The sequence below is a fragment of the Citrobacter sp. C5_2 genome (assembly GCF_014596845.2).
In the GTDB taxonomy this organism is placed as follows: Bacteria; Pseudomonadota; Gammaproteobacteria; order Enterobacterales; family Enterobacteriaceae; genus Citrobacter; species Citrobacter werkmanii.
In genome coordinates this window covers 2,993,020-3,017,821 of sequence record NZ_CP115032.1, presented here as the reverse complement: position 1 = coordinate 3,017,821, position 24,802 = coordinate 2,993,020, and the positions used below count along the sequence as shown (strand labels likewise).

Genomic DNA, 24,802 nt, shown 5'->3' with positions numbered 1-24,802 from the left:
GTTTCTCATAAGCAAATTGATTCGCCCCCTGATGGGGGCAAAAAGCGCGTTGAAATTAGCGCGAGGCCGTCGATAAAGACGGTGGAGAAAAGAGCAAGTCGGCAATGGTTTTTTGCGAAATCTTACGCACCAGCAAGCCAAACAGAGTGCACAACAGCAGGCAGGCGAAGGGATAAACCAGCAGCAGGAGCAACTCGCCGTAAGCAGGCCAGGCGGCATGATTGATTTTGGGGATTAGCGTTAAGCTGAACAGCTCAACCAAAATACGGTGGGTGGTATAGATGGCGATAGTATTGGATCCAATCACGCTTAACGGGCTGGATGCGCGCATACCAAAGCGCTGCTCGAACTGATAAAACAGCTTCATGATTAGTACAATAGACAGGAGGGAAAGCAGTAGCGAAATATTTGCCAGCCACGCGACCACAGCGGCCATTAAGCTAACCATAAATATGAGCGTATGGCGGCGCAGAGGCACCTCTTTGATCCATACCATCAGCGTTGCGCCAAACCAGGCGCCGAGGCTGTACCAGGGCAGATTGCGAATCACGCTGTTCATTCCCCACCACGGCGTGGGGAAAAAATTGATCGCCACGCTCAGCACGACAAACAGCACCAACAGCGGTAATGCCCAGCGGTTGAACATCTTACACAGCACAAAATAGACAATCAGCGCATACAGATACCACAAGCTGGTGCTGGCGGTCAGCATCCCGTGGGTAAAGCCAGTGATTGAACCGGCATACGCGGCGTTGGCGGCATGACTCAGATCGCGTTGCGGAGCCAACCAGTTATTGAGCGAGACTAACGCCAGCCATTGCACGACTCCCCATAGCACCAGCACCCAGGCAATACTCCAGATCCGTTTATCCACACAGGTTGTCCAGGGAACGCTATCGATGTAGCGGCGGATCAAATAGCCTGAAATAAAGAAAAATACCGGCATACGAAACGGCGCCAGGTACAGATTGAGGTAAATCCAGCATTTGCTCAGCATCTCTGAAAGCGGATACTGAAAGGTGGTGAGGTGTGGGTAAAACGTAATGACTGAGTGATATATTACCACCAGACAAATGCATAACCCTTTGATTTGATTGATCCATAATTCTTTTTTATTCATCGAGACAGCGTACCCATATTGTTAGCTATAGCCTGCCATCCTGCGCAACCCGCTGTACGCTGTAATGCGTAACTGTCTGCATTTTGTTTTTTTAGGATAAAGATCAGGGACCCGGACTGAAGGGGGGAGGGGTATCTACAGCGAATTGATTTATCTATCCTTTTAGGAATAGTGCTGACGAACACTTACGGTTCAGTCATTTACCCATTCCGCTTTCGCTTATATACTCGTGACTTTGCTAACAGCAACCAGACGGATTTCATGTACCAACCTGTCGCTCTATTCATCGGCCTGCGTTATATGCGCGGGCGTGCAGCAGATCGCTTCGGTCGCTTCGTTTCCTGGCTCTCCACCATCGGCATTACTCTCGGGGTAATGGCGCTGGTCACAGTGTTGTCAGTGATGAACGGTTTCGAGCGCGAGCTGCAAAACAATATCCTTGGCCTGATGCCCCAGGCTGTTCTCTCATCTGAACAGGGTTCCCTAAACCCGCAGCAATTGCCGGAAAAAGCGGTGGTGTTGAACGGCGTCAACCGCGTTGCACCCATAACAACGGGTGATGTGGTGCTGCAAAGTGCGCGTAGCGTGGCGGTTGGCGTAATGCTGGGTATCGACCCGGCGCAAAAAGATCCGCTCACGCCGTATCTGGTCAATGTGAAGCAAACAGATCTGCAACCGGGTAAGTATAATGTCATCCTCGGTGAGCAGCTTGCCGGGCAGTTGGGCGTTAACCGTGGCGATCAAATTCGCGTAATGGTGCCGTCCGCCAGTCAGTTTACGCCGATGGGGCGTTTGCCTAGCCAGCGTCTGTTTACGGTGATCGGCACCTTTGCCGCTAACAGCGAAGTCGACGGCTACCAGATGCTGACCAACATTCAGGATGCGTCACGCCTGATGCGCTACCCGGTGGGTAATATCACCGGCTGGCGTTTGTGGTTGAACGAGCCGTTAAAGGTTGACACGTTGAGCCAGCAAACGCTGCCGCAAGGTACCAAATGGCAGGACTGGCGCGAGCGTAAAGGGGAATTATTCCAGGCCGTGCGCATGGAGAAAAACATGATGGGGCTGCTGCTCAGTCTGATCGTGGCGGTGGCGGCTTTTAATATTATTACCTCGCTGGGTCTGATGGTAATGGAGAAGCAAGGGGAAGTGGCGATTCTACAAACTCAGGGGCTAACGCCGCGGCAGATAATGATGGTGTTTATGGTTCAGGGGGCCAGTGCCGGGATTATCGGCGCGCTGCTGGGCGCAGGGCTGGGCGCATTGCTCGCCAGTCAACTGAACAACCTGATGCCCATTATCGGCGTGCTTCTGGATGGCGCTGCGCTGCCGGTCGCCATCGAGCCGCTGCAGGTTATCGTCATTGCGCTGGTGGCGATGGCCATCGCGTTGCTGTCAACGCTTTATCCTTCCTGGCGCGCTGCCGCCACTCAACCCGCTGAGGCTTTACGTTATGAATAAGATCCTGTTGCAATGCGACAACCTGTGCAAACGCTATCAGGAAGGCACAGTGCAGACTGATGTCCTGCACGATGTCAGTTTTTGCGTTGGCGAAGGCGAGATGATGGCGATTGTCGGCAGCTCCGGCTCCGGTAAGAGTACGCTGCTCCATCTGTTAGGTGGGCTGGATACACCAACTTCCGGCGACGTCATCTTTAACGGTCAGCCGATGAGCAAACTCTCGTCTGCGGCGAAGGCGGAACTGCGCAATCAGAAGCTGGGCTTTATTTACCAGTTCCACCATCTGCTACCGGACTTTACCGCACTGGAAAACGTGGCGATGCCGCTGCTGATTGGTAAGAAAAAACCGGCTGAAATCACCGCGCGCGCGCGCGATATGCTGAAAGCGGTAGGGCTGGACCATCGTGCCAGCCATCGCCCGTCTGAACTGTCGGGCGGCGAGCGTCAGCGCGTGGCCATTGCCCGTGCGCTGGTGAATAACCCTCGTCTGGTGCTGGCGGATGAACCAACGGGTAACCTTGATGCGCGCAACGCGGACAGCATTTTCGAGCTTCTGGGGGAGCTTAACCGCTCTCAGGGCACGGCATTTCTGGTGGTGACGCACGATCTGCAGTTGGCGAAGCGCATGAGCCGCCAGCTTGAAATGCGCGATGGTCGCCTGACGGCCGAACTGAGCCTGATGGGAGCAGAGTAATGGCTTCGCCTTTATCGTTATTGATTGGTCTGCGTTTTAGCCGAGGTCGGCGGCGCGGCGGTATGGTCTCGCTGATTTCGGTGATTTCTACCGTTGGCATCGCGTTGGGTGTGGCGGTGTTGATCGTCGGGTTAAGCGCCATGAATGGCTTTGAGCGTGAGTTGAACAACCGTATTCTGGCCGTGGTCCCGCACGGTGAAATTGAGGCCGTTAACCAACCGTGGAACAACTGGCAGGAAGCGCTCGATAAAGTACAGAAAGTGCCTGGTATTGTCGCCGTGGCGCCCTATATCAACTTTACCGGGCTGGTGGAGAGTGGGGCGAATCTACGTGCGGTGCAGGTGAAGGGCGTTGACCCGAAACAGGAGCAGCGTTTAAGCGCGCTGCCATCGTTCGTGCAGAACCACGCCTGGGATAATTTCAAAGCCGGTGAGCAGCAAATCATTATTGGTAAGGGGATTGCCGATGCGCTGAAGGTGAAGCAGGGCGACTGGGTGTCGATTATGATCCCTAACGCCAGTGCGGACCATAAGTTACAGCAGCCTAAACGCGTGCGTTTGCACGTGACGGGCATTTTGCAGCTGAGCGGTCAGCTCGATCACAGCTTTGCCATGATCCCCATGGAAGACGCGCAGCAATACCTGGATATGGGATCCAGCGTTTCCGGGATCGCGCTAAAAGTTAACGACGTCTTTAACGCCAATAAACTGGTACGTGACGCGGGTGAAGTCACCAATAACTATGTTTATATTAAGAGCTGGATTGGCACCTACGGCTATATGTACCGCGATATCCAGATGATCCGCGCCATCATGTATCTGGCGATGGTGCTGGTGATTGGCGTGGCCTGTTTTAATATCGTTTCCACGTTAGTGATGGCGGTAAAAGACAAAAGCGGTGATATTGCGGTATTAAGAACCCTGGGGGCTAAAGATGGTTTGATCCGTGCCATTTTTGTCTGGTACGGCCTGCTGGCGGGTTTGTTCGGTAGTCTGATAGGCGTCGTCATCGGGGTGGTTGTCTCGCTGCAGTTGACGCCGATCATCAACGGCATCGAGGCGCTTATCGGCCATCAGTTCCTGTCTGGCGATATCTATTTCATTGACTTCCTGCCATCGGAATTACACTGGCTGGATGTGATCTACGTGCTGGTGACAGCATTAGTGCTGAGTCTTTTGGCGAGTTGGTATCCGGCGCGTCGCGCCAGCAATATTGATCCTGCGAGAGTACTTAGCGGCCAATAACAATAAGAAGGAGCGGTGATGTATTACGGATTTGACATCGGCGGGACCAAAATTGCGCTGGGGGTATTTGATAACCAACGCCGTTTGCAATGGGAAACACGCGTCCCTACGCCTCGCGACAGCTATGAAGCTTTCCTTAATGCGGTCTGCAATCTGGTAATGGAAGCGGACCAGCGATTCGGCGTCAAAGGTTCGGTGGGTATCGGCATTCCTGGCATGCCGGAAACAGAAGACGGTACGCTGTACGCGGCCAATGTGCCTGCCGCCAGTGGTAAACCGCTCCGTGCCGATCTCAGCGCCCGCCTTGACCGCGATGTTCGCCTGGACAACGATGCCAACTGTTTTGCCCTCTCTGAAGCCTGGGACGACGAGTTCACTCAGTATCCGCTGGTTATGGGATTAATCCTCGGCACCGGTGTCGGCGGTGGACTGGTGCTTAACGGTAAATCTATCACCGGACGCAGCTATATCACCGGTGAGTTTGGTCATATTCGTTTGCCTGTCGATGCGCTGACGCTGATGGGATTTGATTTCCCACTGCGCCGCTGCGGATGCGGTCAATTGGGCTGTATTGAAAGCTATCTCTCCGGCGGTGGATTTGCGTGGTTGTATCAGCATTACTACCATCAACCGCTGGATGCCTGTGAAATTATCGCGCTGTGGGAGCAGGGGGATGAGCAAGCGCGCGCCCATGTTGAACGTTATCTGGATTTACTGGCAGTCTGTTTGGGGAATATCCTGACCATCGTTGATCCTGATTTAGTGGTGATTGGTGGTGGTTTGTCGAATTTTTCCGCTATTACGACGCAACTGGCGGACAGATTGCCACGCCATCTACTGCCGGTTGCCCGAGTGCCGCGTATTGAGCAGGCGCGGCACGGTGATGCGGGCGGAATGCGCGGGGCCGCTTTTTTACATCTTACCGATTAATACAAAGAGGTTGTTATGCTGTCGCGTCGGAGTCATCGGTTAAGCCGCTTTCGTAAAAATAAACGCCATTTGCGCGATCGCCTGCGTCAACGAATCTTTTTCAGAGACAGAGTGGTGCCTGAATTGATGGAAAAACCAAGAGTGCTGGTACTGACGGGAGCGGGGATTTCTGCCGAGTCAGGTATTCGAACCTTCCGCGCGACGGATGGTCTTTGGGAAGAACATCGGGTCGAAGACGTTGCGACCCCGGAAGGGTTTAGTCGCAACCCGGAACTGGTTCAGTCGTTTTATAACGCCCGTCGTCATCAATTGCAGCAACCAGAAATCCAGCCCAACGCGGCGCATATCGCGCTGGCAAAACTTGAAGCCGAGCTGGGTGACCGTTTTTTACTGGTGACGCAGAATATTGATAACCTGCATGAACGCGCGGGCAGCCAGAATGTCATCCATATGCACGGCGAACTGCTCAAGGTTCGCTGTTCGCAAAGCGGACAGATTCTGGAGTGGACGGGCGATGTGACTGCGGAAGACAAATGCCATTGCTGCCAGTTCCCGGCTCCGCTGCGACCGCACGTCGTGTGGTTTGGCGAAATGCCGCTGGGAATGGATGAAATTTATATGGCGCTGGCAATGGCGGATGTGTTTATTGCCATTGGCACATCAGGCCATGTCTACCCGGCCGCGGGTTTTGTGCATGAGGCGCGGCTGCATGGAGCGCATACGGTAGAGTTAAATCTCGAGCCGAGCCAGGTGGGAAGCGAGTTCGAAGAGAAGCATTACGGTCCGGCAAGCCAGGTGGTGCCGGAGTTTGTTGAGAAGTTTTTGAAAGGGTTGTGATTTTTTTTGCCGGAAGGCGCTACGCTTATCGGGCCTACGCTTCGCATTGATGTAGGCCCGATAAGCGTAGCGCCATCGGGCATTCCTTACAACGCTGAATTAGCGTCCTGCTTTCAGCTTCTGATAATACTCTTCATAAATAGCGCTGGCGGAGCCGACGTCATTTTGCCATTCCCCTTTATTGATGGTTTCAGCATCAGGGTAGAGCGTTTTATCGTTCGCCACTTCCGGGCTCAGCAGCTTACGTGCCGCCAGGTTTGGCGTTGGATAACCGATAGTTTCTGCGACTTCTTTCGCCACGTCCGGGCGCAGCAGGAAGTTAATCAGCTTCAGCGCACCTTCTTTGTTTTTCGCATTAGCCGGAATAGACAGACTGTCCATCCAGAAAATACCCCCTTCCTTCGGCCACACCACTTCCAGCGGGGTCCCCGCCTGGCGCGCGACATATGCGGAGCCGTTCCACACCATCCCCAGATTGACTTCGCCTTCCATATACGGGTTGGCCGGGTTGTCAGAGTTAAATGCCGCGACGTTAGGCATCAGCTTCTTTAACTCGTTATACGCGGCTTCAATCTCTTTAGGATCGGTGGTATTGCCGGAATACCCCAGCTTGCGCAGCGCCATCTGGAAGACTTCACGCGCGTCATCGGTTAACAACAGGCTACCTTTGTACTCCGGTTTCCACAGGTCGGCCCAACTGGTTACGGTTTTCGGGTCGATGGCATCGCTGTTGACGCCAATGGCCGTCGCACCCCAGATATACGGAATGGAGTAGTCATTGTTGGGGTCAAACGGCTTGTTGAGCATTTCCGGATCGAGGTTGTGGAAGTTGGTCAACGTCGACTTGTCGATCTTCTGGATCATGCCTTCTTTACGCATTTTATCGACGTAATAGGTAGACGGAACCACCAGATCGTACGCACCGTCTTTATAGGTTTTGAGCTTGGCGTACATGGTTTCATTCGACTCGTAGGTCGAATAGATAACCTTAATGCCGGTCTCTTTGGTGAACTGCTCCAGCAGTCCTGGCGGCACGTACTCAGTCCAGTTATAGAAATAGAGCGTGTTGTTGTCATTCGCGTGAGCGGCGCTCATGCCTAGTGCCAGAGCACCCGCCGCGAGCAGGTGGCGTGACCATTTTTTCATCATTTAACGTCCCCTGAATTAAGGGCCTTAGCGGCCCTTGGTTTTATCACGTGCAATAAGCTGGCTGGCGATCACCATAACCAGCGACAGAACCAACAAAATGGTCGCCAGTGCGTTCACCTCGGGTGATACGCCGACTTTTACCATTGAGTAGATTTTTAAGGGCAAAATTTCATAACCCGGCCCGGTGACGAAGGATGAAACAACGACGTCATCCATCGACAGCGTAAAGCTTAGCAACCAGCCTGCGGCCACCGCAGGCATTGCCAGCGGCAGAATGATCTTGCGCAGGATAGTCACTTCACTGGCGCCCAAATCTTTTGCCGCTTCCAGCATTCGCACATCAAAGCCTTTCAGGCGTGAATAGACCGTCACCACCACAAAAGGCAGACAGAAGGTGATATGCGAAAACAGCAGCGACCAGAAGCCGAGCTGAATGCCAATCAGCATAAACAACACCAGCAGTGAAATCGCCATTACGATATCGGGCGACATCATCACCACAAACAGCATGCCGCTGACAAAGGGTTTCCCGCGAAAACGGTAGCGATAAAGCGCGACCGCGGTGAGTGAACCGATCAGCGTGGCAAACGTTGCGGAGAGCACTGCCATCGTCAGGGAGTGTTGCGCCGCCTGCAGCAGGCTGTCGTTGTTCACCAGCAGACCGTACCACTTGGTAGTAAAACCTTGCCAGTTGATGCCAAAGCGCGAGCTGTTAAAGGAGTTCACAATCAAAATAATGATTGGAATGTACAGATACGCGTAGATAGCGGTCATAAAACCGCCACGAAGCAGTCGACCGATCATTCGAGTTCTACCTTCTTGTTCAGCAAGCGGGAGGCGCGCCAGTAGACCAGCAGCATCAGCCCCATCACGATAGTCAGCGTTATGCTGGTGGCTGCGCCAAACGGCCAGTCGCGAATGTTCAGGAACTGCACTTTAATCACGTTACCAATCAACAGGTTTTTCGCCCCGCCCATTAAATCGGAAACGTAAAACAGCCCCATTGCCGGCAGCATAACCAGCAGACATCCGGCGATAATTCCCGGCATCGTCAGCGGAATAATGATGCGGGTAAAGGTCTGAAGTTTGCTGGCGCCTAAATCGCGTGCGGCTTCCAGCAGCGGTTTATCGAGCTTCTCAATGCTGGAGTAGAGCGGCATCACCATAAACGGTAGCAGGATGTACACCAGGCCGATAATCACCGCGCTGGGGGTAAACATGATGCGAATGGGGGTATCAATAATGCCGAGCCACAACAGAAACTCGTTGAGATAGCCTTTGGTACTGAGGAAAATTTTGAGTCCGTAGATGCGAATAAGCGAGTTGGTCCAGAACGGAACAATCAACAGGAACAGCAGCAGCGGGCGCACTTTTTCCGGCAGCTTTACCAAAAACCAGGCAAACGGATAGCCGAGTACCAGACAGGCGAGCGTGGCAATCAACGCCATATTGAGGGAGTGAACCAGTACCTCAAAATAGAGCGGATCCAGCAGGCGAGTATAGTTTTCCAGCGTAAAGACCATTTTGACGAAATTAGCGTCGTCACGGGTCAAAAAGCTGGTGCCGATGATCATCAGGTTGGGCAGAAAGACAAATAACACAAGCCAACCGACAATGGTGACGATCACCACACTCTGGAATTTACTTGTGTTCTTCATCAGCCAGTACGACCTCCCAGCTTTCTACCCAGTTAATCGCCATTTTCTGGTCGAGCGAGTGGTCGAAGTCAGGATCGTCTTCATTGAAGAATTCACTGACCATCACCATCTTGCCATTTTCCAGTTCCACAACCGACTCCAGCGTCATGCCTTTGTAGTTGCGTTCACGCACGTAGCCGATAAGACCTTCAATATGATTATCGTCGTTGATCTCATCAACGCGCAGATCTTCCGGGCGCAATAATACGTGCAGTTTTTGCCCAGGCACCACCGCGAAGTTGACGTAAATGTTGCACTCGCGACCTTCCACATTAGCACGAACGCGCTGATCGTCCAGACGCTCAATGACCGTCGCGTTAAACATATTGATTTCGCCGATAAACCCGGCGACAAACAGATTTTTCGGCTCTTCGTAGATTTCGCGCGGCGTACCGTCTTGCTCAATCTTGCCATCGCGCATCACCACGATACGGTCTGACATGGTCAGCGCTTCTTCCTGGTCGTGCGTGACAAAAACAAAAGTGATACCAAGCTTACGTTGCAGCGCTTTCAGTTCGTTCTGCATCTGTTTGCGCAGTTTGTAATCCAGCGCAGAGAGGGATTCATCTAACAGGAGCAAACGAGGTTTGTTGACCACTGCACGGGCAATCGCCACGCGCTGTTGCTGTCCACCAGAAAGTTGATGCGGCTTTCGTTGGGCGAATTCTTCCAGTTGTACCATGCGCAGGGCTTCGGTAACACGAGGAGGGATATCAGCAGCGGGTGTTTTCTGCATGCGTAAACCGAAGGCCACATTTTCAAACACGGTCATGTGGGGAAATAACGCATAGCTTTGGAAGACGGTGTTCACGTAGCGATTTTCCGCCGGAACGTGAGTGATGTCCTGGTTGTCCAATATGATATGACCGGAATCAACCGTTTCCAGACCGGCAATCAGGCGAAGAACGGTTGTTTTACCGCAGCCAGAGGGGCCGAGCAGCGTGAGAAACTCGCCGTTTTTGATGGTCAAATCCAGGCTGGAAATCACCTCTTTACCATCGAAACTTTTGCGAATTCCCGCTAATTGCACCAGTGGAGAAAGCGAACGCGGTTGTTTATTCAATTTTTTACTCTGTCCCATGTAAACGCACCGGATGGCTGACCGATGCGGGGTTTGTGGTTAACCACCTTGATGACTCTTAATGAGGGCCGTTATTCTACGGCAAACCATGGTAATCGCCAATCCTTGTTGCGAATTACTGACTTAGCCCTATAGTCAGAGTGGATGTCATGGCGAAATATTCTTACTTGCGGGGATAAAAGTGACCTGACGCAATATTTGTCTTTTGTTGCTTATTGATAATGTTGTCACAAAAAGTGAGGGTGACTGCATGGATAAACTACTTGAGCGTTTTTTACACTACGTGTCGCTGGACACCCAATCAAAATCGGGCGTGCGGCAAGTACCCAGCACCGAAGGACAGTGGAAGTTATTACAACTGCTCAAACAACAGCTCGAAGAGATGGGGCTGGTCAATATTTCACTCAGCGAAAAGGGGACGCTGATGGCAACGTTGCCTGCTAACGTTGCTGGCAATATTCCCGCTATCGGTTTTATTTCCCATGTGGATACCTCACCGGATTGCAGTGGTAAAAACGTTAATCCACAAATTGTTGAAAACTACCGCGGGGGCGATATCGCGTTAGGTATTGGCGATGAAGTTCTGTCGCCGGTGATGTTCCCGGTACTGCATCAGCTTTTGGGCCAGACGCTAATCACTACAGACGGCAAAACATTGCTGGGCGCCGATGATAAAGCGGGTATCGCAGAAATCATGACCGCGCTGGCTGTGCTGATCCAAAAAGATATTCCGCATGGTGATATCCGCGTGGCTTTTACGCCGGACGAAGAGGTTGGCAAAGGGGCGAAGCATTTCGACGTTGCGGCATTCGATGCGCAGTGGGCCTATACCGTTGACGGCGGTGGCGTGGGGGAGCTGGAGTTTGAAAACTTCAACGCCGCGTCGGTTAATATCAAGATCGTGGGCAACAATGTGCATCCGGGCACCGCAAAAGGGGTGATGGTGAATGCGCTGTCGCTGGCTGCGCGTATTCACGCGGAGGTTCCGGCCGATGAAAGCCCGGAAACGACGGAAGGCTATGAAGGCTTTTATCACCTGGCGAGCATGAAAGGGACGGTTGATCGGGCGGATATGCACTACATCATCCGTGATTTTGACCGCAAGCAGTTTGAAGCGCGTAAACGCAAGATCATGGATATCGCCAAGAAGGTTGGCAAAGGGTTACACCCGGACTGCTATATCGAACTGGTGATCGAAGACAGCTATTACAATATGCGCGAAAAAGTGATTGAGCATCCGCACGTGCTGGATATTGCCCAGAAGGCGATGCGCGATTGCGATATTGAACCTGTGCTGAAGCCTATTCGTGGCGGAACCGACGGCGCGCAGCTGTCGTTTATGGGGTTACCGTGTCCGAATCTGTTCACCGGCGGCTACAACTATCATGGCAAACATGAATTTGTGACTCTGGAAGGGATGGAAAAAGCGGTGCAGGTCATTGTACGTATTGCGGAGCTGGCGGCGAAACAAAAATAAATGTAGATGCCGGATGGCGCTTCGCTTATCCGGCCTACAAATATCTCATCCCGTAGGCCGGATAAGCGAAGCGCCATCCGGCGCAGTCACAATGATTTACCCTTCGAAGAACCAATACCCGCTGTTAACCAGTGCGGCCAGCATGGCAAGGAAGGATGGATCTTCCAGTGCATCCTCAAAATTCTCGGCCGTCAGTACGATATGACTGGCAAGGGCTTCAAGGGCAGGACGATGCGGCGAGTCAATTTTCTCACCATTGGCGTAGATATCGTCGCCGATGCGCAATACACGCAATCCACCCAGACGCACTAATACATCCCCTTGCTTCAGGGCATCGTAGATTTCGTCAGGCTGATACGGTGGCTCTGGCGGGGCAATATCCAGTTCATGACGAGACTGAGAAATAAACTCACCAAACCATTGTTGGAAATGTTCAGGTTGATTAATCAGCCCCAGCATCATTTCGCGCAGCTTGTCCATCTCCTGCGGCAGAACGTCAGCCGGATGATCGCGGGGCGGAAGATCCGGATCGCTGTAATACGTGCTGCCCAGTTCACGCTGCAAAACGTAATCGGCAAATCCGCTAATCAGTTCGCGAGTGTTTGGCGCACGGAAGCCCACCGAATAGTTCATGGCGTTTTCCAGCGCGTAGCCTTCGTGTGGGAACCCTGGCGGAATATACAGAATATCGCCGGGTTCCAGCTCTTCATCAATGATGGCTTCAAACGGGTCGACCTGCAGCAGATCCGGGTGAGGACAGTGCTGCTTCAACTGTAGTTTTTCGCCCACACGCCAGCGGCGGCGTCCGGTTCCCTGAATAATAAACACATCGTACTGATCCAGATGCGGGCCAACGCCGCCGCCGGGTACGGAGAAGGAGATCATCAGATCGTCAATACGCCAGTCCGGCAGCTCGCGAAACGGACGCATCAGCGCCGCGGTTGGCTCATGCCAGTGATTGACCGCCTGCACCAGCAGCGACCAGTTGTTTTCGCCAAGATGGTCATAGCTTTCGAACGGACCGTGGCTAACCTGCCATTTACCGTCCTGGTGGCTGACGAGTCGGCTGTCGACTTCGCTTTCCATCGCCAGTCCAGCCAGTTCGTCAGGAGAGAGTGGATCAATAAAGTTGTTAAACCCGCGTTTTAAGACCACCGGGCGTTTTTGCCAGTGGCGTTCCAGAAAATCGGGCCAGTTAAGTGTGAGTTGGTATTCCATAATGAGCATCCGCAGGCTGGTATCTGCAACCGATTATAACGGATACTTAACCTCAAGCGTGAAGTCAGTACATATTTATTACATGCGACGATTACTCGTCTTTCTGCCCCGGCTGCTGGCGACCAAAAATAACTTCCATGCGCGCGCCGCCCAACAGGCTGTCACCTGCAATAATCTGCCCGTCATACTGTTCGGTGATTTCACGCGCTACCGCCAACCCGACACCTTGTCCTGGTCGTAGCGTATCGACACGTTGTCCGCGGTCAAACACCACTTCCCGTTTGCTATGCGGAATGCCGGGGCCATCATCTTCAACCAGAATATGCAGTTGATCCTCTGATAGTCGCGCTGAAATCTCGACGAACTCCAGACAATATTTACAGGCGTTATCCAGCACGTTACCCATCACTTCGACAAAATCGTTCTGCTCGCCTACAAAGCTGATTTCAGGTGAGATGTCGAGATTAATGTTAACGCCTTTACGCTGATACACCTTATTCAGCGCCGAAGTAAGTTTATCCAGCAACGGCGCGACCGGATGCAGTTCCCGGCTGAGCAGGGCGCTGCTGCCACGCATGCTGGCGCGATGCAGGTAATAGCCTATCTGCTGGGAAATACGACTGATTTGCTCGAGCATGATGGGCTCCGCGTCGCTTACGTTCATTTTTTCGTTACGCATCGAGCGCATCGTACTTTGCAATACGGCCAGCGGTGTCTTCAGGCTATGCGTGAGATCGGTTAACGTGGTGCGGTATTTGCCGTAGCGCTCACGTTCGCTTTTCAACAGCCGGTTGAGGTTGCGGACCAGACTGGTCAGTTCACGCGTGGTGGCGGGATTCAGCATCTCACGATGATGTTCTTCAAGCTCACGAACTTCACGCGCCAGCGATTCAATAGGCCGCAGGCTCCACCAGGCGGCCACCCATAACAGTGGGATGACCAACAACAGATTAGCGACCAGCACATAAATAAACCAGCTCCAGACCATATACGAGCGCTTTAACTCAATAGGAATGGTATCGACAACCACAATGGTCAGTTGGGGCATTCTGGCGGTGGCTGGGTAGACATTTACCGCTACCGAGTGGGTCATTTCAGCGTCGTCGTCGTCTTCTCTGACTTCTTTTAACTGCTGCTGCGCGGAGTGATCTGCACCCAGCAACGTGCTGGTGGCGTCGACATTGGCCTCAATTTCATGAAAACCGTTCGTTTTAAGCCAGTCAGGTTGAATACTCTGGGTCAGCCACGGGACGTTGCGCTGCGCCCACAGTAACTTGCCGTTTTCATCATAAATCAGCGACATTGTGGGACTTTGCATGTCGAGATTTTCGGGCAACTCGACATTAATTTTACCGTTATCCCATTTCGCCAGGGTATAGAACAGATTGCTTTCGCCGCGCAACAGGCGAAACGTGGTCTTATCAAAGCTGACGCTATAACCCACCAGGGCAACGATGCCGTAGGCCAGTGAGAGCACCAATACCACGCCAGCGGTTGCCAGTAAAAAACGTAGCCGTAGCGATAACGGGAAAAAATGACGCAATAGTTTATTCATTGGCGCAATTCAAAAAGATATCCCTGGCCACGCACGGTGGTGATGACGTCGTCAGGATATTGCGCCTGTATTTTTTTGCGCAGACGTCCCATCAGAACATCAATAGTATGACTTTCACGCAGCTCGGCATCCGGATAAAGCTGCAGCATGAGCGAATCTTTACTGACCACTTTGCCGTTATTGCGGATGAGTGTTTCCATTATGGTGTATTCGAACGCCGTGAGCTTGATAACCTCATCATTGACAGATAACTCGCGGCGAGAGAGGTCCACCTGAAAAGGTGGAAGGGAGATAATCTGCGATGCCAGACCGCTGTTGCGACGCATCAACGCCTGCATGCGCGCAGCCACTTCTTCAATGTGAAATGGTTTTGTGACGTAATCGTCGGCGCCGGCGCTGAGCACTTCCACCTTGTCCTGCCAGCCTTCACGGGCGGTTAATACCAGAATCGGGAGCGAAACATCGTTGCTGCGCCAACGGCGGATCAACGACAAGCCATCTTCATCAGGGAGCCCTAAATCAACGATCGCGATATCCGGCAGATGTTCATTAAGGTAATAGTCTGCTTCCTTAGCATCTTCTGCATCATCCACCTGATGCCCTAAATCCTGTAACTGAACCTTGAGGTGGTGGCGTAATAAAGCATTATCCTCGACAACCAGTACGCGCATCATCGTTACTCCCTATCTGAACGGTATGAATAGTTTAACGCTGATTATGTGGATTGAAAGCAGCGCTATGAAATTAAATAACTTTTCTCATGCTCCCCTGCCCGTGGGGGCGTCCTGGGGGCTATTAGTGCCTGGTACTCATGAAGTCAAAGTGGGTCGGGATAGTTTTTAGATAGCTGGAGTCGCGACACTTCTTCATGAGGAGCATGAAATATAAACTGGCTTCGGTTTGCGGGCTTAAGCATTTCTGATAAAACTGCCATCTGTTTATTGACTGTTGAGGACACTCGGCCTTGCCCGGCAAGATTCGGCATTGCCGGGTTAATAATTGTCCCGGCCAATAACTCTTTTCGGTAATGCAAAATATCGGCATGCTCAGTATCTACCAGACGGGTATTTTCTCTGATTACACGTAGTAACGTATTTACGACCGAAGTAAGCGATAGCAGTGTTGCACCAGATACCTCTAAGGCTTTGGTGTCTGTAAAAAAATCACTTAGTTCTTTAAACGTGGTGATTTTTTTGGTTGTGATGAACTTCTTAAGCGCTTTGGATTCCGGGAAACGTTCCGCATAGTCGAACTTACCGAGCTGTATTTCACTTGTTATGAGCGCGCGAAGATTTCCAGCTTTTTTGATGTTGCTGCTGTTAACCGTCCAGCCGCGAAGGACTTCGCGGCAAGGTTTGCCGCGATAGGTAAATGTGATCCGTATTTTTCCATTATGCAGCTCCACGCTGGTTGGAAAGTCCATCATGCATCCTGTACTAATTGGTTAATCTTTGGATAGTTGTACCAAAGCAGTACTTTCGAATTGTCAGTTTCCCCGAGAGCTGTCAGATGTTTGAAATGCACGCCTTCGATCCACAAATTCAACCGATAACTTTTAATTTGTCTTTCCGACAAGCCGGTCTTTTCTGTTAATCAGATTTTTATGAACGAGGTGTCCCTCAAATATATGACGGCCCCGAGCATCACCAGCGGCGGGAACGCGCCGACCTTTAAGCTGACACCTGACGGCAGGCTGACTGCCCGTAATGCGGATATAAGCGGACATATCAGCGCGAATTCCGGCACCCTCAATAATGTGACGATAGCGGAAAACTGCACCATCAACGGCATGCTGCGGGCAGAGAATATTGTCGGCGATATTGTTAAAGCTGTGGGGCGGGCTTTCCCCGGAAGTGCTACTCACCCGAATGGAACCCTTACGGTTCAGAAACAGGATGATCAGCGTTTCGACAGGCAAATAATCATTTCGTCCATCACCTTTGCAGGAGGAAAAGGAAAATCAGAGACAAGCAACGAGATATGGACAGACTGTGGGCTTGTAGTGAAGAACAACGGCAGAGAGATATACTACGGCACATAAACGACTAATAGCACAGGAGCACACACACGGTGTCTTGCTTAATCGGGTAGACATCTCAAAACCTAAATGGCCTACGCCCCCGAATATTCAGACCAGTTAACATCTGGCGCGGAGGACAAATCGAGGCGGCGCAACTCAGTCGACTTTGTATAAGAAGTTCCCTATTAGTTTTTATAAAGCCCGCAAATAATTTCGCGGGCTCCATTCATCTCAATACTAAGTAATTAATATTCTTTAACTTAATGTAAAAACTATGTCAATTAACTTTTACACTGTTTCTTAGATTGAGGTTCACCTTCAGCCAGTTCCACGCCAGTGACAGGATTTATATCCTGATCAGATTTAAGCCTTGTAGCCATTGCTTTTATCATTGCGTCTTGCTTGGCTGTAAGGTTTATCGAGGCATTACCATCACCACCGTCAACAGCCGGAAATGGATCGGAAACATAGTCAAAGTTTTCATCACTATTCCAACTACCTCTCACGTCTTCACCTTCTGACATGTTGTAATATACGTTTTTGTATTTCTCAATTGGTGGTAATTTTCCTGGTGGAAAGGTGTTACGAATTGAATGTAATGCCTTTTCAAAAGAAAGCATATGTGCTGCTTCTCTGGTCATTAAAAATGCCAGAGCATCTTTTACGCCAGGATCATCAGTAACATTAATGAGACGCTCGTAAATGATCTTTGCTCGAGCTTCAGCTGCTATATTTGAACGAAGATCGGCTGTGACTTCACCAATAGTATCAACATAAGCTGCGGTCCAGGGGACTCCAGCTGAATTAGTTAATGCTGGGCCTCCTCCGTAGAGGAGAGAAGTTATATGGCTGTCATTGCCATTTTGAGTTAACGAACGATAAAGTTCAGCTTCACTCTCAGCCCCTTCAGCGAGTGCTCCTTTTGCACCTTTGTTGAGCATGCCAACAAGAGAACCAATAATTTCGAGATGGCTTAGTTCTTCTGTTGCTATGTCCATCAGCATATCCCTTCGGCCAGCATCTTCATCACTTAAACCTTGAGTGAAGTATCGGCATGCAGCTGCAAGCTCACCCTGTGGCCCGCCGAATTGTTCTAAGAGTAGATTAGCTAAGCCTGGATTTGGCTCACTTACACGTACTGTATATTGAAGTTTTTTCACGTGTCTAAACATAATGCCTCCTCTCAAGAATTATTTTTTTGCTTCAACTCCATCAATTTCAGATCTGACCATAAACTGTTCAGTGGTGTCAGGAATATGGTTAAGAAGCCATTCAGCCATTTGTTTTTCTTCACTAAGAATTGCTTCAATAATCGGTACTGAAGCTGTGTCACCGGCATTTTTGGCTGCTGCGAGAAGAGATGTGTAGCACGCAATTTCAAATTGTTCGAAAACATAACCACTGATCGACCCTTTGACAATTTCGTCTGATGGAAAAATTCCACCAATGGATTGCCCAAATGCGGCCATTTTACTCATAGAGTCTTTAATGACAGAGCGCGAAATATTATTACGATCAAGTATGCTTTCAAGCTGTGAAAGCTGGTTCTTGGTTTCGTTAATATGTTGCTCAATTCTGGAACGTAACTCAGGATAGTTTTCTATCCGGCTGGCCATAGACTCAAGCATTGTTTCAGCTTGTTTTTCCATTGCGTGTGCGTCACGAAGCCAGTCATGATAATGTTCAATTCTATTCATAATCTGTTTCTCCTAAAAGAAATTGAGGTCTATAGTTCAGGAATTATCCTGAGCTTTTTTATTAACATTATTAAATGCCAGATCTGTTAATTTGACGTCAGTAGCTTTTTCCTCTTCTAGACTTTCTTTTAGGAGTTTCGCTGCTTTTTTATATCCTAATTGCTCAGCGAGTGTTACCAGGGTGCCATAGCTGGCAATTTCATAGTGTTCTACTTTTTGTGCTGCGGCAATCAACGCTGCATCACGTATTTCATTTTTATCAGTGCTTTCAATTACCTCATTCGCCTCTTCGATAAGGCCTTCCATTGCGACGCACTTAATTCTTTTCAATTTAATTCCATCTTCAGAATCAACAACCTGGTCGATGCGTTCAATTTGACCATGTGTCTCATCAAGATGTGACTGAAAAGCAGCGATTAATTTATCACTATATGCAGAGCGACTAAGTTTAGATAGTGCCTTGGTTAGTTGTTTCTCTGCACTATATGTATCTGATAACAAGTGGATGAAGATATCTTCAACAGATTTAATTTGCATAATCACTCCAGAATTTTCACTGCGAGCCCGTAGGCTCGCAGTTAGCTTCAGTTATTCACGAATTTAGGGGGCGAGAAATTAAGAGTCAGATTTACGACCGCCGCCATGGCTATTCTGACCACCTTTTTTCCCTGCTTCTGATGCCCTTTGGGGATCGTTTTTAAAATTACCACCACTATTCTGGCCGCCTTTACGACCTGCTTCAGAAGCTTTTTGTCGATCTTCGGCGAAATTACCTGCACCGCCACGATGTTGGGTCATATCATTTCTCCTCTGATTTTCAATTTGTAAATAACATGTGCCTTATCAGCACCCCGTTAACTCTAGTAGTAAATAAGAAAGTGTCAAATATGAGACTGATTTACGTATTTTTTAATGTGGAAAATAATAATTGTAAAAGTTATGCGTCAGTGCTTATAATCTATTGATTTTAAGTGGTTAACAGAAAAATCATGGTTGTAATTCAAAAGATTAATAAACCTAAATTTACATTTCTATATTATTTGATGAGAGGAGTTGTGGTGTTTTATAAATAAGATTATTCTGATAAGTCATGTATTATGCTGTTTTATTGAGGAATTCAATAACGAATATTATGTAAAAAAATCCCATAATAAGGTAGTGGTAATTCACTTTTTTCAAGATTCTTCCTCATAGAGAATTCGCCTTGGCTAAATACTGAGAGGAGTTGGTCTGAAAACTTCGTCTTAAGAGCTATTTACGAAATCACTCATACAGTCCAAAGCATCATTATTGTACTTAACCATAAGATTTGAGAGTGGAAGGTAGAACCGCAGCACGTAGTGTGTAAGGGCGTACTGCGGTTGGCTGGTTCACATTCGATAGTGCGAGTATTGAATGTTGGCCAGTCACGGCGGATTGAACTTAAGCAATATGACGGTTGAAGGCGTTTAATCTGAAACCAGCCACATATCCGCCTCTTCAAACATTTCCTGCACGGTACGGCTTATTTGCTCTTTCTCGTGCTTGCTGGCATCAGTGTTGATCGCTGGTAGGGTCATCATCGGTTTAACCCGGACATCAGCATCTGGAAAGATCCGGTGCACTCTCTTTCTCAATTCGCCCAGAATGATATCTTTTGCACCAGGCAGACCATCAAAATTCCTTTTGTCATAAACGAGTTCCACGAACATGCTTTAACTCCTCTTTACTGTGTTTAATGTCAGCATATACTGTATGTATAAACAGTATAAGCGCGAGTGAGTTTATTATGAAGTTTTATTCACCAGCTGAGTTGCGCCAGATAGTTGCGCTTCCTTTATTTAGTGATCTTGTTTCATGCGGTTTTCCCTCCCCGGCGCATGATTACGTTGAACAACGCATTGATCTCAATGAACTATTAGTTCAGCACCCATGTGCAACATATTTCGTGAAGTCATCCGGTGATTCTATGACTGGAGCGGGGATCGGGAATGGCGATTTGCTGGTCGTCGACCGTTCCAGAAAGCCTGCACATGGAGATATTGTTATCGCTGCCATTGATGGCGAGTTCACGGTTAAACGTCTTCAGCTACATCCAATACTTATGCTTGTTCCTGAAAACAATTCTTATGCACCCATTACGATAAACAGCGAAGATATGCTGGATATCTTTGGGGTGGTGACGTTTATCGTGAAAGCGGCAAGCTGATATGTTTGCCCTGGTTGATGTTAATTCGTTTTATGCCAGTTGCGAGACTGCATTCCGACCAGATCTGAAAGGCAGGCCGGTAGTTGTTCTGTCAAATAACGATGGCTGTGTTATCGCCCGTAACACTGAAGCCAAAAGAGCTGGTGTGAAAATGGGGGAGCCGTATTTCAAGCAGAAGGACTTATTCCGTCGATATGGTGTGGTTTGTTTCAGCAGCAATTACGAGCTTTATGCAGATATGTCCTGCAGAGTAATGTCCACGCTAGAGGCAATGTCTCCCCGCTGCGAAATATATTCAATTGATGAAGCCTTCTGTGACCTGACAGGTGTAAGAAACTGCCGGGTTCTGCAGGAGTTTGGGCAGGAATTAAAAGACGCCGTTTATCAAAATACGGGTCTGGCGGTTGGCGTTGGTATTGCCCAGACAAAGACGCTGGCGAAACTGGCGAATCATGCCGCCAAAAAATGGCAGAGACAAACGGGTGGGGTGGTGGACTTATCTAACCAGGATCGCCAGCGCAAACTGATGGCTGCACTTCCGGTTGATGAGGTCTGGGGGGTAGGGCGCCGTATCAGCAAAAAGCTGGAGGCCATGGGGATTAAAACGGTTCTGGATCTGGCTGATACTGATATTCATTTTATCCGTAAGCACTTCAATGTTGTCCTCGATAGAACGGTGCGCGAACTGCGGGGCGAACCCTGTCTTGAACTGGAGGAATTTGCCCCCGTAAAGCAGGAAATTGTCTGTTCCAGATCATTCGGGGAACGTATTACGGATTATGATGCTATGCGACAGGCCATCTGCAGCTACGCGTCACGCGCCGCAGAAAAGTTACGTGGAGAGCATCAGTATTGCCGCTTCATATCTACTTTTGTTAAAACGTCACCCTTTGCGTTGAACGAACCGTACTACGGTAACAGCGCGTCGGTGAAACTGCTCACCCCGACACAGGACAGCCGGGATATCATTGCAGCAGCGACGAGGAGTCTGGATGCAATATGGAAAGACGGGCACAGATATCAGAAAGCAGGGGTAATGCTGGGGGACTTCTTCAGTCAGGGCATCGCCCAGTTGAATCTGTTCGATGATAATGCGCCGCGCCGGGGTAGTGAGAAATTGATGGAAGTTCTGGATCATCTGAATGCAAAGGAAGGAAAGGGGGCGCTTTATTTCGCCGGACAGGGGATCCAGCAACAATGGGCGATGAAGAGAGAGATGCTGTCACCACGATACACGACCCGCTATGAGGACCTGCTTCAGGTTAAGTAACAGGCTTAATTAAATCTGCTCCCTGATTGTTCACATTCCCGACGGCACGTGTTACGGCATGCCATATAAATTTATCAGCAGGCACGGAACCGTCGGCCGCAATTTCCGCAGCTTCTTTCCCTCCAATGTCCTGCCTCATCCATTCGCGAGCGGCTTCTGGTGAAAGTACCAGAGGCCGCCTGTCGTGAATATCTACCAGCCCTTTGTCGGCCGCAGCTGTCACTATCAGAAAACCTTCTGCTTCATCTCCACGTTCGAATGGTGTGCTACCGATCGCCGCCATAAAAATCGGCTGACCGTCTGCCCGGTGAATAAAGTAAGGTTGTTTCTTATCGCCTTCTTTTTTCCACTCAAACCATCCATCAGCAAAGCAAATTGCTCGGCCATGCTGCCAGAGTGGTTTAAACATTCTGCTGGTGGCCGCAGTTTCAGACCGTGCGTTAATCAGCGGCGGTTTATCCCACCAACCGGGGGCGTATCCCCAGATAACTGGATCAAGATGCAACTGCTCATCACGTTCGCTCAGAAGCAGAACCTTTGTCCCTGGCGCTACGTTGAATCTTCCGATGGGTTCTGGATCGTATGGAATATCGCGTTCTGATTCATCAGCGAGCAGGGCAAGATAATCTTCACGCGTCATTGACTGTGCAAAGCGTCCACACATAGAAACCTCCAGCCATATGTCAGACTGAAAGTATAGGTTATTGGCTGACACGAGAGGATTTGAACCTCCATACAACAAATATTCCATTATGGCTTTTTAGCTTCTCGAAGTTGCTAAATGGCCGATAGACCACTACCCATTTTTACTTTTTTGGGGGCAAATTTGGGGGCAAAAACCAGTCAGGGGCATGATTTGGGGCGATAAATTGACCGATATTGCCCGCAATTGCCCAAGACGGTTTTTTATTAACTAATTGATTTTATGATAATTAACAGTATTTACTGAATTTACAAAATCAGTTTTATAGTCTAGCGTTGATTATGTGTCCGTGGGGATAAACATTTAATAAACCGGGGGAAGGGAGGCTATCACTGGCGAAAAAGCCGGAAGGCGCTGACGCTTATCCGGCTTCAATATAACATCAACTGGAGGCCGGAACTGACGAAACCGCCGTCCGGCACAAACCAGATTACTTCAGTTCATCAACCATGGTGATGGCGCGACCAATATAGTTGGCTGGTGTCATCGCTTTCAGGCGAGTTTTCTCGTCTTCCGGCAGGGCCAGGCCATCGATAAACTGTTTCATACCTTCGGCGTCAACGCGCTTACCGCGCGTCAGCTCTTTCAGCTTCTCGTACGGTTTTTCAATGCCATAGCGACGCATTACGGTCTGAATAGGTTCGGCCAGCACTTCCCAGTTATGGTCCAGTTCATCAAGCAGATGCTCGCGATTGACTTCCAGTTTGCTCACGCCCTTCAGCGTGGACTGATACGCGATCAGCGCATAGCCAATACCGACACCCAGGTTGCGCAGAACGGTAGAGTCCGTCAGGTCGCGCTGCCAGCGGGAAACCGGCAGTTTGCTCGCCAGGTGTTGCAAAACCGCGTTAGACAGACCCAGGTTACCTTCGGAGTTTTCGAAATCGATTGGGTTAACCTTGTGCGGCATGGTGGAGGAACCGATCTCACCGGCGATAGTTTTCTGTTTGAAATGGTTCAGCGCCACGTAACCCCAGACATCGCGGTCAAAGTCGATCAGGATAGTGTTGAAACGGGCGATGCAATCAAACAGCTCGGCAATGTAGTCGTGCGGTTCAATCTGCGTGGTGTAAGGGTTCCACTGGATGCCCAGCGACGTAACAAACTCTTCGCTGAACTGATGCCAGTCTACTTCCGGATAAGCGGCGATGTGGGCGTTATAGTTACCGACGGCGCCGTTGATTTTACCGAGAATTTCGACCTGGTTAAGCTGGCGGTACTGGCGCTCCATACGGTAGGCCACGTTCGCCATTTCTTTGCCCAGCGTGGATGGGGTGGCGGGTTGACCGTGGGTACGGGAGAGCAGAGGGATATCGCGATACTGTACGGACAGATCTTTCACTGCGTCGATAAGCTTACGCCAGTACGGCAGGACCACTTCGTCGCGAGCGGTTTTCAGCATCAGCGCGTGAGACAGGTTGTTGATGTCTTCTGACGTACACGCGAAGTGAATAAACTCGGAAACGGCATGCAGTTCCGGGATATCAGCCACTTTTTCTTTCAGGAAATACTCAACTGCCTTCACATCATGGTTGGTCGTACGCTCAATGGTTTTGATGCGCGCAGCATCTTCTTCATTGAAGTTAGCGACGATCGCATCAAGGAAACCGATTGCGTCGGCAGCAAAAGCAGGAACTTCCTTGATCGCTGCGTGCGCGGCCAGTTTTTGCAGCCAGCGTACTTCAACCTGTACACGGAATTTCAGCAAACCGTATTCGCTGAAAATCCCGCGCAGCGCGCTGACTTTATCGCCGTAGCGTCCATCGACAGGGGAAACGGCGGTCAGTGAGGATAATTCCATAGATCACAACTCCGGGGTTAAATGAGCAAGAATTTGTTTTGCCTGAGTCGTCAGGCGATTACGAGAAAACATGAGTTGCAGACGGCCTCCACCAACCTGATGCCAGAGCACGGCTGCACGAATGCCAGCCAGTAGCGAAGCGCGTACTTTGGCCTGAACCTGCGGGCTCTGAAGGATGGCAGGAGAACCCGTAACCTGAATACGCGGGCCGAGTGGGCTGATGACGTCAACATAAATGCCGGCCATTGCGCTCATCAGCGTTTCTGACTGCAAATTAAAATGGTCCAACTGGCGCTGCAAGCCGTTGATACGGTCTCCCAGCGTGTCCATAGCGCCTTTGGCAGCTGACAGCTTACGCTCCAGTACCATCAGGCTTAACGTGTAGCGGGTGAGTTCCGCATTCAGCCCCTGACGACTGCTGGCGTTGAGCACGCCGAGCAACGTTTCAAGGCCAAGTCGCAGGTTAGCTTCACTCCCGCCAAAAACCCCAAGCGTAGAGCTGGGGTTCATGTCGATGATACTGTTGAGCGAAACGTGTAACGCATCGGCATCACAATGCCCCTGGTGCGCCAGTTCTTGCACCAGGCGTGCCGACTGGCATATACCTGCCAGGGCGAGGGTGATGTCATAATAATTCTTTGCCACGTTCACTGCTTCCTT

25 protein-coding genes and 2 pseudogenes are annotated in these 24,802 nt (G+C 50.2%); 9 read left to right on the top strand and 18 right to left on the bottom strand.

The features are described from left to right. Positions 1–55: 55 nt before the first annotated feature. Entirely contained in the window at positions 56–1,120 is a 1,065-nt protein-coding gene (locus ICA20_RS14830; protein WP_038639844.1) for an acyltransferase family protein, read from the bottom strand. A gap of 261 nt (positions 1,121–1,381) precedes the next feature. Between ICA20_RS14830 and lolC the strand changes: the two genes are divergently transcribed. The 5 genes from lolC to cobB are packed head-to-tail and all read left to right on the top strand — an operon-like array spanning position 1,382 to position 6,286. After that, the gene (gene lolC, locus ICA20_RS14825) at positions 1,382–2,581 is read left to right on the top strand and encodes a lipoprotein-releasing ABC transporter permease subunit LolC (protein ID WP_038639847.1); all 1,200 of its coding nucleotides are present in this window, start codon (positions 1,382–1,384) and stop codon (positions 2,579–2,581) included. Further along, the gene (gene lolD, locus ICA20_RS14820; RefSeq protein ID WP_038639849.1) at positions 2,574–3,275 is read left to right on the top strand and encodes a lipoprotein-releasing ABC transporter ATP-binding protein LolD; all 702 of its coding nucleotides are present in this window, start codon (positions 2,574–2,576) and stop codon (positions 3,273–3,275) included. The genes lolC and lolD overlap by 8 nt, the downstream gene beginning before the upstream one ends. Continuing rightward, on the top strand, positions 3,275–4,519 hold the full coding sequence (lolE, locus tag ICA20_RS14815; RefSeq protein WP_038639852.1) for a lipoprotein-releasing ABC transporter permease subunit LolE: 1,245 nt from the start codon (positions 3,275–3,277) through the stop codon (positions 4,517–4,519). The genes lolD and lolE overlap by 1 nt, the downstream gene beginning before the upstream one ends. An 18-nt stretch (positions 4,520–4,537) precedes the next feature. Next, complete coding sequence (nagK, locus tag ICA20_RS14810; RefSeq protein ID WP_038639855.1) at positions 4,538–5,449, top strand: N-acetylglucosamine kinase; 912 nt, start codon at positions 4,538–4,540, stop codon at positions 5,447–5,449. Between the two features lie 15 nt (positions 5,450–5,464). Then, complete coding sequence (cobB, locus tag ICA20_RS14805; protein WP_038639858.1) at positions 5,465–6,286, top strand: Sir2 family NAD+-dependent deacetylase; 822 nt, start codon at positions 5,465–5,467, stop codon at positions 6,284–6,286. A gap of 99 nt (positions 6,287–6,385) precedes the next feature. Here the strand turns inward: cobB and potD are convergent, their stop codons facing one another. From potD to potA, 4 genes are read right to left on the bottom strand one after another with little or no spacing between them, the layout of a single operon-like run. Then, on the bottom strand, positions 6,386–7,432 hold the full coding sequence (gene potD, locus ICA20_RS14800) for a spermidine/putrescine ABC transporter substrate-binding protein PotD (protein WP_003030797.1): 1,047 nt from the start codon (positions 7,430–7,432) through the stop codon (positions 6,386–6,388). A 27-nt stretch (positions 7,433–7,459) separates the two neighbouring features. Continuing rightward, positions 7,460–8,239: a spermidine/putrescine ABC transporter permease PotC gene (potC, locus tag ICA20_RS14795; RefSeq protein WP_006684943.1), complete on the bottom strand. Its 780-nt coding sequence runs from the start codon at positions 8,237–8,239 to the stop codon at positions 7,460–7,462. After that, a complete protein-coding gene (gene potB / locus ICA20_RS14790) occupies positions 8,236–9,093 on the bottom strand; it encodes a spermidine/putrescine ABC transporter permease PotB (protein ID WP_038639863.1) in 858 nt (285 codons plus the stop codon). Before potB ends, potC begins: the two co-directional genes overlap by 4 nt. Continuing rightward, entirely contained in the window at positions 9,077–10,213 is a 1,137-nt protein-coding gene (potA, locus tag ICA20_RS14785; RefSeq protein ID WP_038639864.1) for a spermidine/putrescine ABC transporter ATP-binding protein PotA, read from the bottom strand. The genes potB and potA overlap by 17 nt, the downstream gene beginning before the upstream one ends. Positions 10,214–10,463: 250 nt before the next feature. On the opposite strand from potA, the gene pepT reads away from it, so the two are divergent. Then, positions 10,464–11,690: a peptidase T gene (gene pepT / locus ICA20_RS14780; protein WP_038639867.1), complete on the top strand. Its 1,227-nt coding sequence runs from the start codon at positions 10,464–10,466 to the stop codon at positions 11,688–11,690. Between the two features lie 96 nt (positions 11,691–11,786). Here the strand turns inward: pepT and roxA are convergent, their stop codons facing one another. From roxA to xisR, 5 genes and pseudogenes are all read right to left on the bottom strand, one after another. Further along, entirely contained in the window at positions 11,787–12,908 is a 1,122-nt protein-coding gene (roxA, locus tag ICA20_RS14775) for a [50S ribosomal protein L16]-arginine 3-hydroxylase (protein WP_038639870.1), read from the bottom strand. A gap of 91 nt (positions 12,909–12,999) precedes the next feature. Then, complete coding sequence (gene phoQ / locus ICA20_RS14770; protein WP_038639873.1) at positions 13,000–14,463, bottom strand: two-component system sensor histidine kinase PhoQ; 1,464 nt, start codon at positions 14,461–14,463, stop codon at positions 13,000–13,002. Next, entirely contained in the window at positions 14,460–15,134 is a 675-nt protein-coding gene (phoP, locus tag ICA20_RS14765) for a two-component system response regulator PhoP (protein ID WP_038643115.1), read from the bottom strand. Before phoP ends, phoQ begins: the two co-directional genes overlap by 4 nt. A gap of 146 nt (positions 15,135–15,280) precedes the next feature. After that, on the bottom strand, positions 15,281–15,889 hold the full coding sequence (locus ICA20_RS14760) for a DUF3596 domain-containing protein (RefSeq protein WP_230592233.1): 609 nt from the start codon (positions 15,887–15,889) through the stop codon (positions 15,281–15,283). Beyond that, positions 15,886–16,056: pseudogene (xisR, locus tag ICA20_RS14755) on the bottom strand (excisionase family protein); the annotation flags it as partial. The pseudogene xisR and the gene ICA20_RS14760, both read right to left, overlap by 4 nt. Here xisR and ICA20_RS14750 point away from each other — a divergent pair. Further along, positions 16,055–16,498 (top strand): annotated as a pseudogene (locus ICA20_RS14750) (host specificity protein J); the annotation flags it as partial. The pseudogenes xisR and ICA20_RS14750 overlap by 2 nt on opposite strands. Positions 16,499–16,764: 266 nt before the next feature. Here the strand turns inward: ICA20_RS14750 and ICA20_RS14745 are convergent. The 5 genes from ICA20_RS14745 to ICA20_RS14725 form a co-directional block, all read right to left on the bottom strand. Beyond that, on the bottom strand, positions 16,765–17,655 hold the full coding sequence (locus ICA20_RS14745; RefSeq protein WP_038639876.1) for a manganese catalase family protein: 891 nt from the start codon (positions 17,653–17,655) through the stop codon (positions 16,765–16,767). Between the two features lie 18 nt (positions 17,656–17,673). Then, complete coding sequence (locus tag ICA20_RS14740) at positions 17,674–18,180, bottom strand: ferritin-like domain-containing protein (RefSeq protein ID WP_038639879.1); 507 nt, start codon at positions 18,178–18,180, stop codon at positions 17,674–17,676. Positions 18,181–18,216: 36 nt separating this feature from the next. Beyond that, positions 18,217–18,717 carry a ferritin-like domain-containing protein gene (locus tag ICA20_RS14735; protein ID WP_038639882.1) on the bottom strand — a complete coding sequence of 167 codons (501 nt, stop codon included), beginning with the start codon at positions 18,715–18,717 and terminating at the stop codon, positions 18,217–18,219. A gap of 78 nt (positions 18,718–18,795) precedes the next feature. Beyond that, complete coding sequence (locus tag ICA20_RS14730; RefSeq protein WP_038639884.1) at positions 18,796–18,978, bottom strand: general stress protein; 183 nt, start codon at positions 18,976–18,978, stop codon at positions 18,796–18,798. A gap of 650 nt (positions 18,979–19,628) precedes the next feature. After that, positions 19,629–19,871 carry a DinI family protein gene (locus tag ICA20_RS14725; RefSeq protein WP_038639888.1) on the bottom strand — a complete coding sequence of 81 codons (243 nt, stop codon included), beginning with the start codon at positions 19,869–19,871 and terminating at the stop codon, positions 19,629–19,631. A 77-nt stretch (positions 19,872–19,948) separates the two neighbouring features. Between ICA20_RS14725 and ICA20_RS14720 the strand changes: the two genes are divergently transcribed. Next, entirely contained in the window at positions 19,949–20,368 is a 420-nt protein-coding gene (locus ICA20_RS14720) for a translesion error-prone DNA polymerase V autoproteolytic subunit (RefSeq protein ID WP_038639891.1), read from the top strand. A gap of 1 nt (position 20,369) precedes the next feature. After that, the gene (locus ICA20_RS14715; protein ID WP_038639894.1) at positions 20,370–21,638 is read left to right on the top strand and encodes a Y-family DNA polymerase; all 1,269 of its coding nucleotides are present in this window, start codon (positions 20,370–20,372) and stop codon (positions 21,636–21,638) included. Here the strand turns inward: ICA20_RS14715 and ICA20_RS14710 are convergent. The 3 genes from ICA20_RS14710 to hflD all read right to left on the bottom strand — a co-directional run bounded on the left by ICA20_RS14710 (position 21,631) and on the right by hflD (position 24,787). Continuing rightward, positions 21,631–22,302, bottom strand: coding sequence for an SOS response-associated peptidase (locus tag ICA20_RS14710; protein ID WP_038639897.1), 672 nt, complete (start codon positions 22,300–22,302; stop codon positions 21,631–21,633). The two genes, ICA20_RS14715 and ICA20_RS14710, sit on opposite strands and share 8 nt — an antisense overlap. A gap of 469 nt (positions 22,303–22,771) precedes the next feature. Further along, positions 22,772–24,142 (bottom strand): adenylosuccinate lyase, encoded by a 1,371-nt coding sequence (purB, locus tag ICA20_RS14705; protein ID WP_038639900.1) that lies wholly within the window; start codon positions 24,140–24,142, stop codon positions 22,772–22,774. Between the two features lie 3 nt (positions 24,143–24,145). Beyond that, positions 24,146–24,787, bottom strand: coding sequence for a high frequency lysogenization protein HflD (gene hflD / locus ICA20_RS14700; protein WP_038643120.1), 642 nt, complete (start codon positions 24,785–24,787; stop codon positions 24,146–24,148). Between the last annotated feature and the right edge of the window lie 15 nt (positions 24,788–24,802).

What these genes read in the sequence shown, in the direction of transcription:
- ICA20_RS14830 (WP_038639844.1), bottom strand. Translation starts at nt 1,120, where the DNA reads ATGAATAAAAAAGAATTATGGATCAATCAAATCAAAGGGTTATGCATT.
- lolC (WP_038639847.1), top strand. Translation starts at nt 1,382, where the DNA reads ATGTACCAACCTGTCGCTCTATTCATCGGCCTGCGTTATATGCGCGGG.
- lolD (WP_038639849.1), top strand. Translation starts at nt 2,574, where the DNA reads ATGAATAAGATCCTGTTGCAATGCGACAACCTGTGCAAACGCTATCAG.
- lolE (WP_038639852.1), top strand. Translation starts at nt 3,275, where the DNA reads ATGGCTTCGCCTTTATCGTTATTGATTGGTCTGCGTTTTAGCCGAGGT.
- nagK (WP_038639855.1), top strand. Translation starts at nt 4,538, where the DNA reads ATGTATTACGGATTTGACATCGGCGGGACCAAAATTGCGCTGGGGGTA.
- cobB (WP_038639858.1), top strand. Translation starts at nt 5,465, where the DNA reads ATGCTGTCGCGTCGGAGTCATCGGTTAAGCCGCTTTCGTAAAAATAAA.
- potD (WP_003030797.1), bottom strand. Translation starts at nt 7,432, where the DNA reads ATGAAAAAATGGTCACGCCACCTGCTCGCGGCGGGTGCTCTGGCACTA.
- potC (WP_006684943.1), bottom strand. Translation starts at nt 8,239, where the DNA reads ATGATCGGTCGACTGCTTCGTGGCGGTTTTATGACCGCTATCTACGCG.
- potB (WP_038639863.1), bottom strand. Translation starts at nt 9,093, where the DNA reads ATGAAGAACACAAGTAAATTCCAGAGTGTGGTGATCGTCACCATTGTC.
- potA (WP_038639864.1), bottom strand. Translation starts at nt 10,213, where the DNA reads ATGGGACAGAGTAAAAAATTGAATAAACAACCGCGTTCGCTTTCTCCA.
- pepT (WP_038639867.1), top strand. Translation starts at nt 10,464, where the DNA reads ATGGATAAACTACTTGAGCGTTTTTTACACTACGTGTCGCTGGACACC.
- roxA (WP_038639870.1), bottom strand. Translation starts at nt 12,908, where the DNA reads ATGGAATACCAACTCACACTTAACTGGCCCGATTTTCTGGAACGCCAC.
- phoQ (WP_038639873.1), bottom strand. Translation starts at nt 14,463, where the DNA reads ATGAATAAACTATTGCGTCATTTTTTCCCGTTATCGCTACGGCTACGT.
- phoP (WP_038643115.1), bottom strand. Translation starts at nt 15,134, where the DNA reads ATGCGCGTACTGGTTGTCGAGGATAATGCTTTATTACGCCACCACCTC.
- ICA20_RS14760 (WP_230592233.1), bottom strand. Translation starts at nt 15,889, where the DNA reads ATGATGGACTTTCCAACCAGCGTGGAGCTGCATAATGGAAAAATACGG.
- ICA20_RS14745 (WP_038639876.1), bottom strand. Translation starts at nt 17,655, where the DNA reads ATGTTTAGACACGTGAAAAAACTTCAATATACAGTACGTGTAAGTGAG.
- ICA20_RS14740 (WP_038639879.1), bottom strand. Translation starts at nt 18,180, where the DNA reads ATGAATAGAATTGAACATTATCATGACTGGCTTCGTGACGCACACGCA.
- ICA20_RS14735 (WP_038639882.1), bottom strand. Translation starts at nt 18,717, where the DNA reads ATGCAAATTAAATCTGTTGAAGATATCTTCATCCACTTGTTATCAGAT.
- ICA20_RS14730 (WP_038639884.1), bottom strand. Translation starts at nt 18,978, where the DNA reads ATGACCCAACATCGTGGCGGTGCAGGTAATTTCGCCGAAGATCGACAA.
- ICA20_RS14725 (WP_038639888.1), bottom strand. Translation starts at nt 19,871, where the DNA reads ATGTTCGTGGAACTCGTTTATGACAAAAGGAATTTTGATGGTCTGCCT.
- ICA20_RS14720 (WP_038639891.1), top strand. Translation starts at nt 19,949, where the DNA reads ATGAAGTTTTATTCACCAGCTGAGTTGCGCCAGATAGTTGCGCTTCCT.
- ICA20_RS14715 (WP_038639894.1), top strand. Translation starts at nt 20,370, where the DNA reads ATGTTTGCCCTGGTTGATGTTAATTCGTTTTATGCCAGTTGCGAGACT.
- ICA20_RS14710 (WP_038639897.1), bottom strand. Translation starts at nt 22,302, where the DNA reads ATGTGTGGACGCTTTGCACAGTCAATGACGCGTGAAGATTATCTTGCC.
- purB (WP_038639900.1), bottom strand. Translation starts at nt 24,142, where the DNA reads ATGGAATTATCCTCACTGACCGCCGTTTCCCCTGTCGATGGACGCTAC.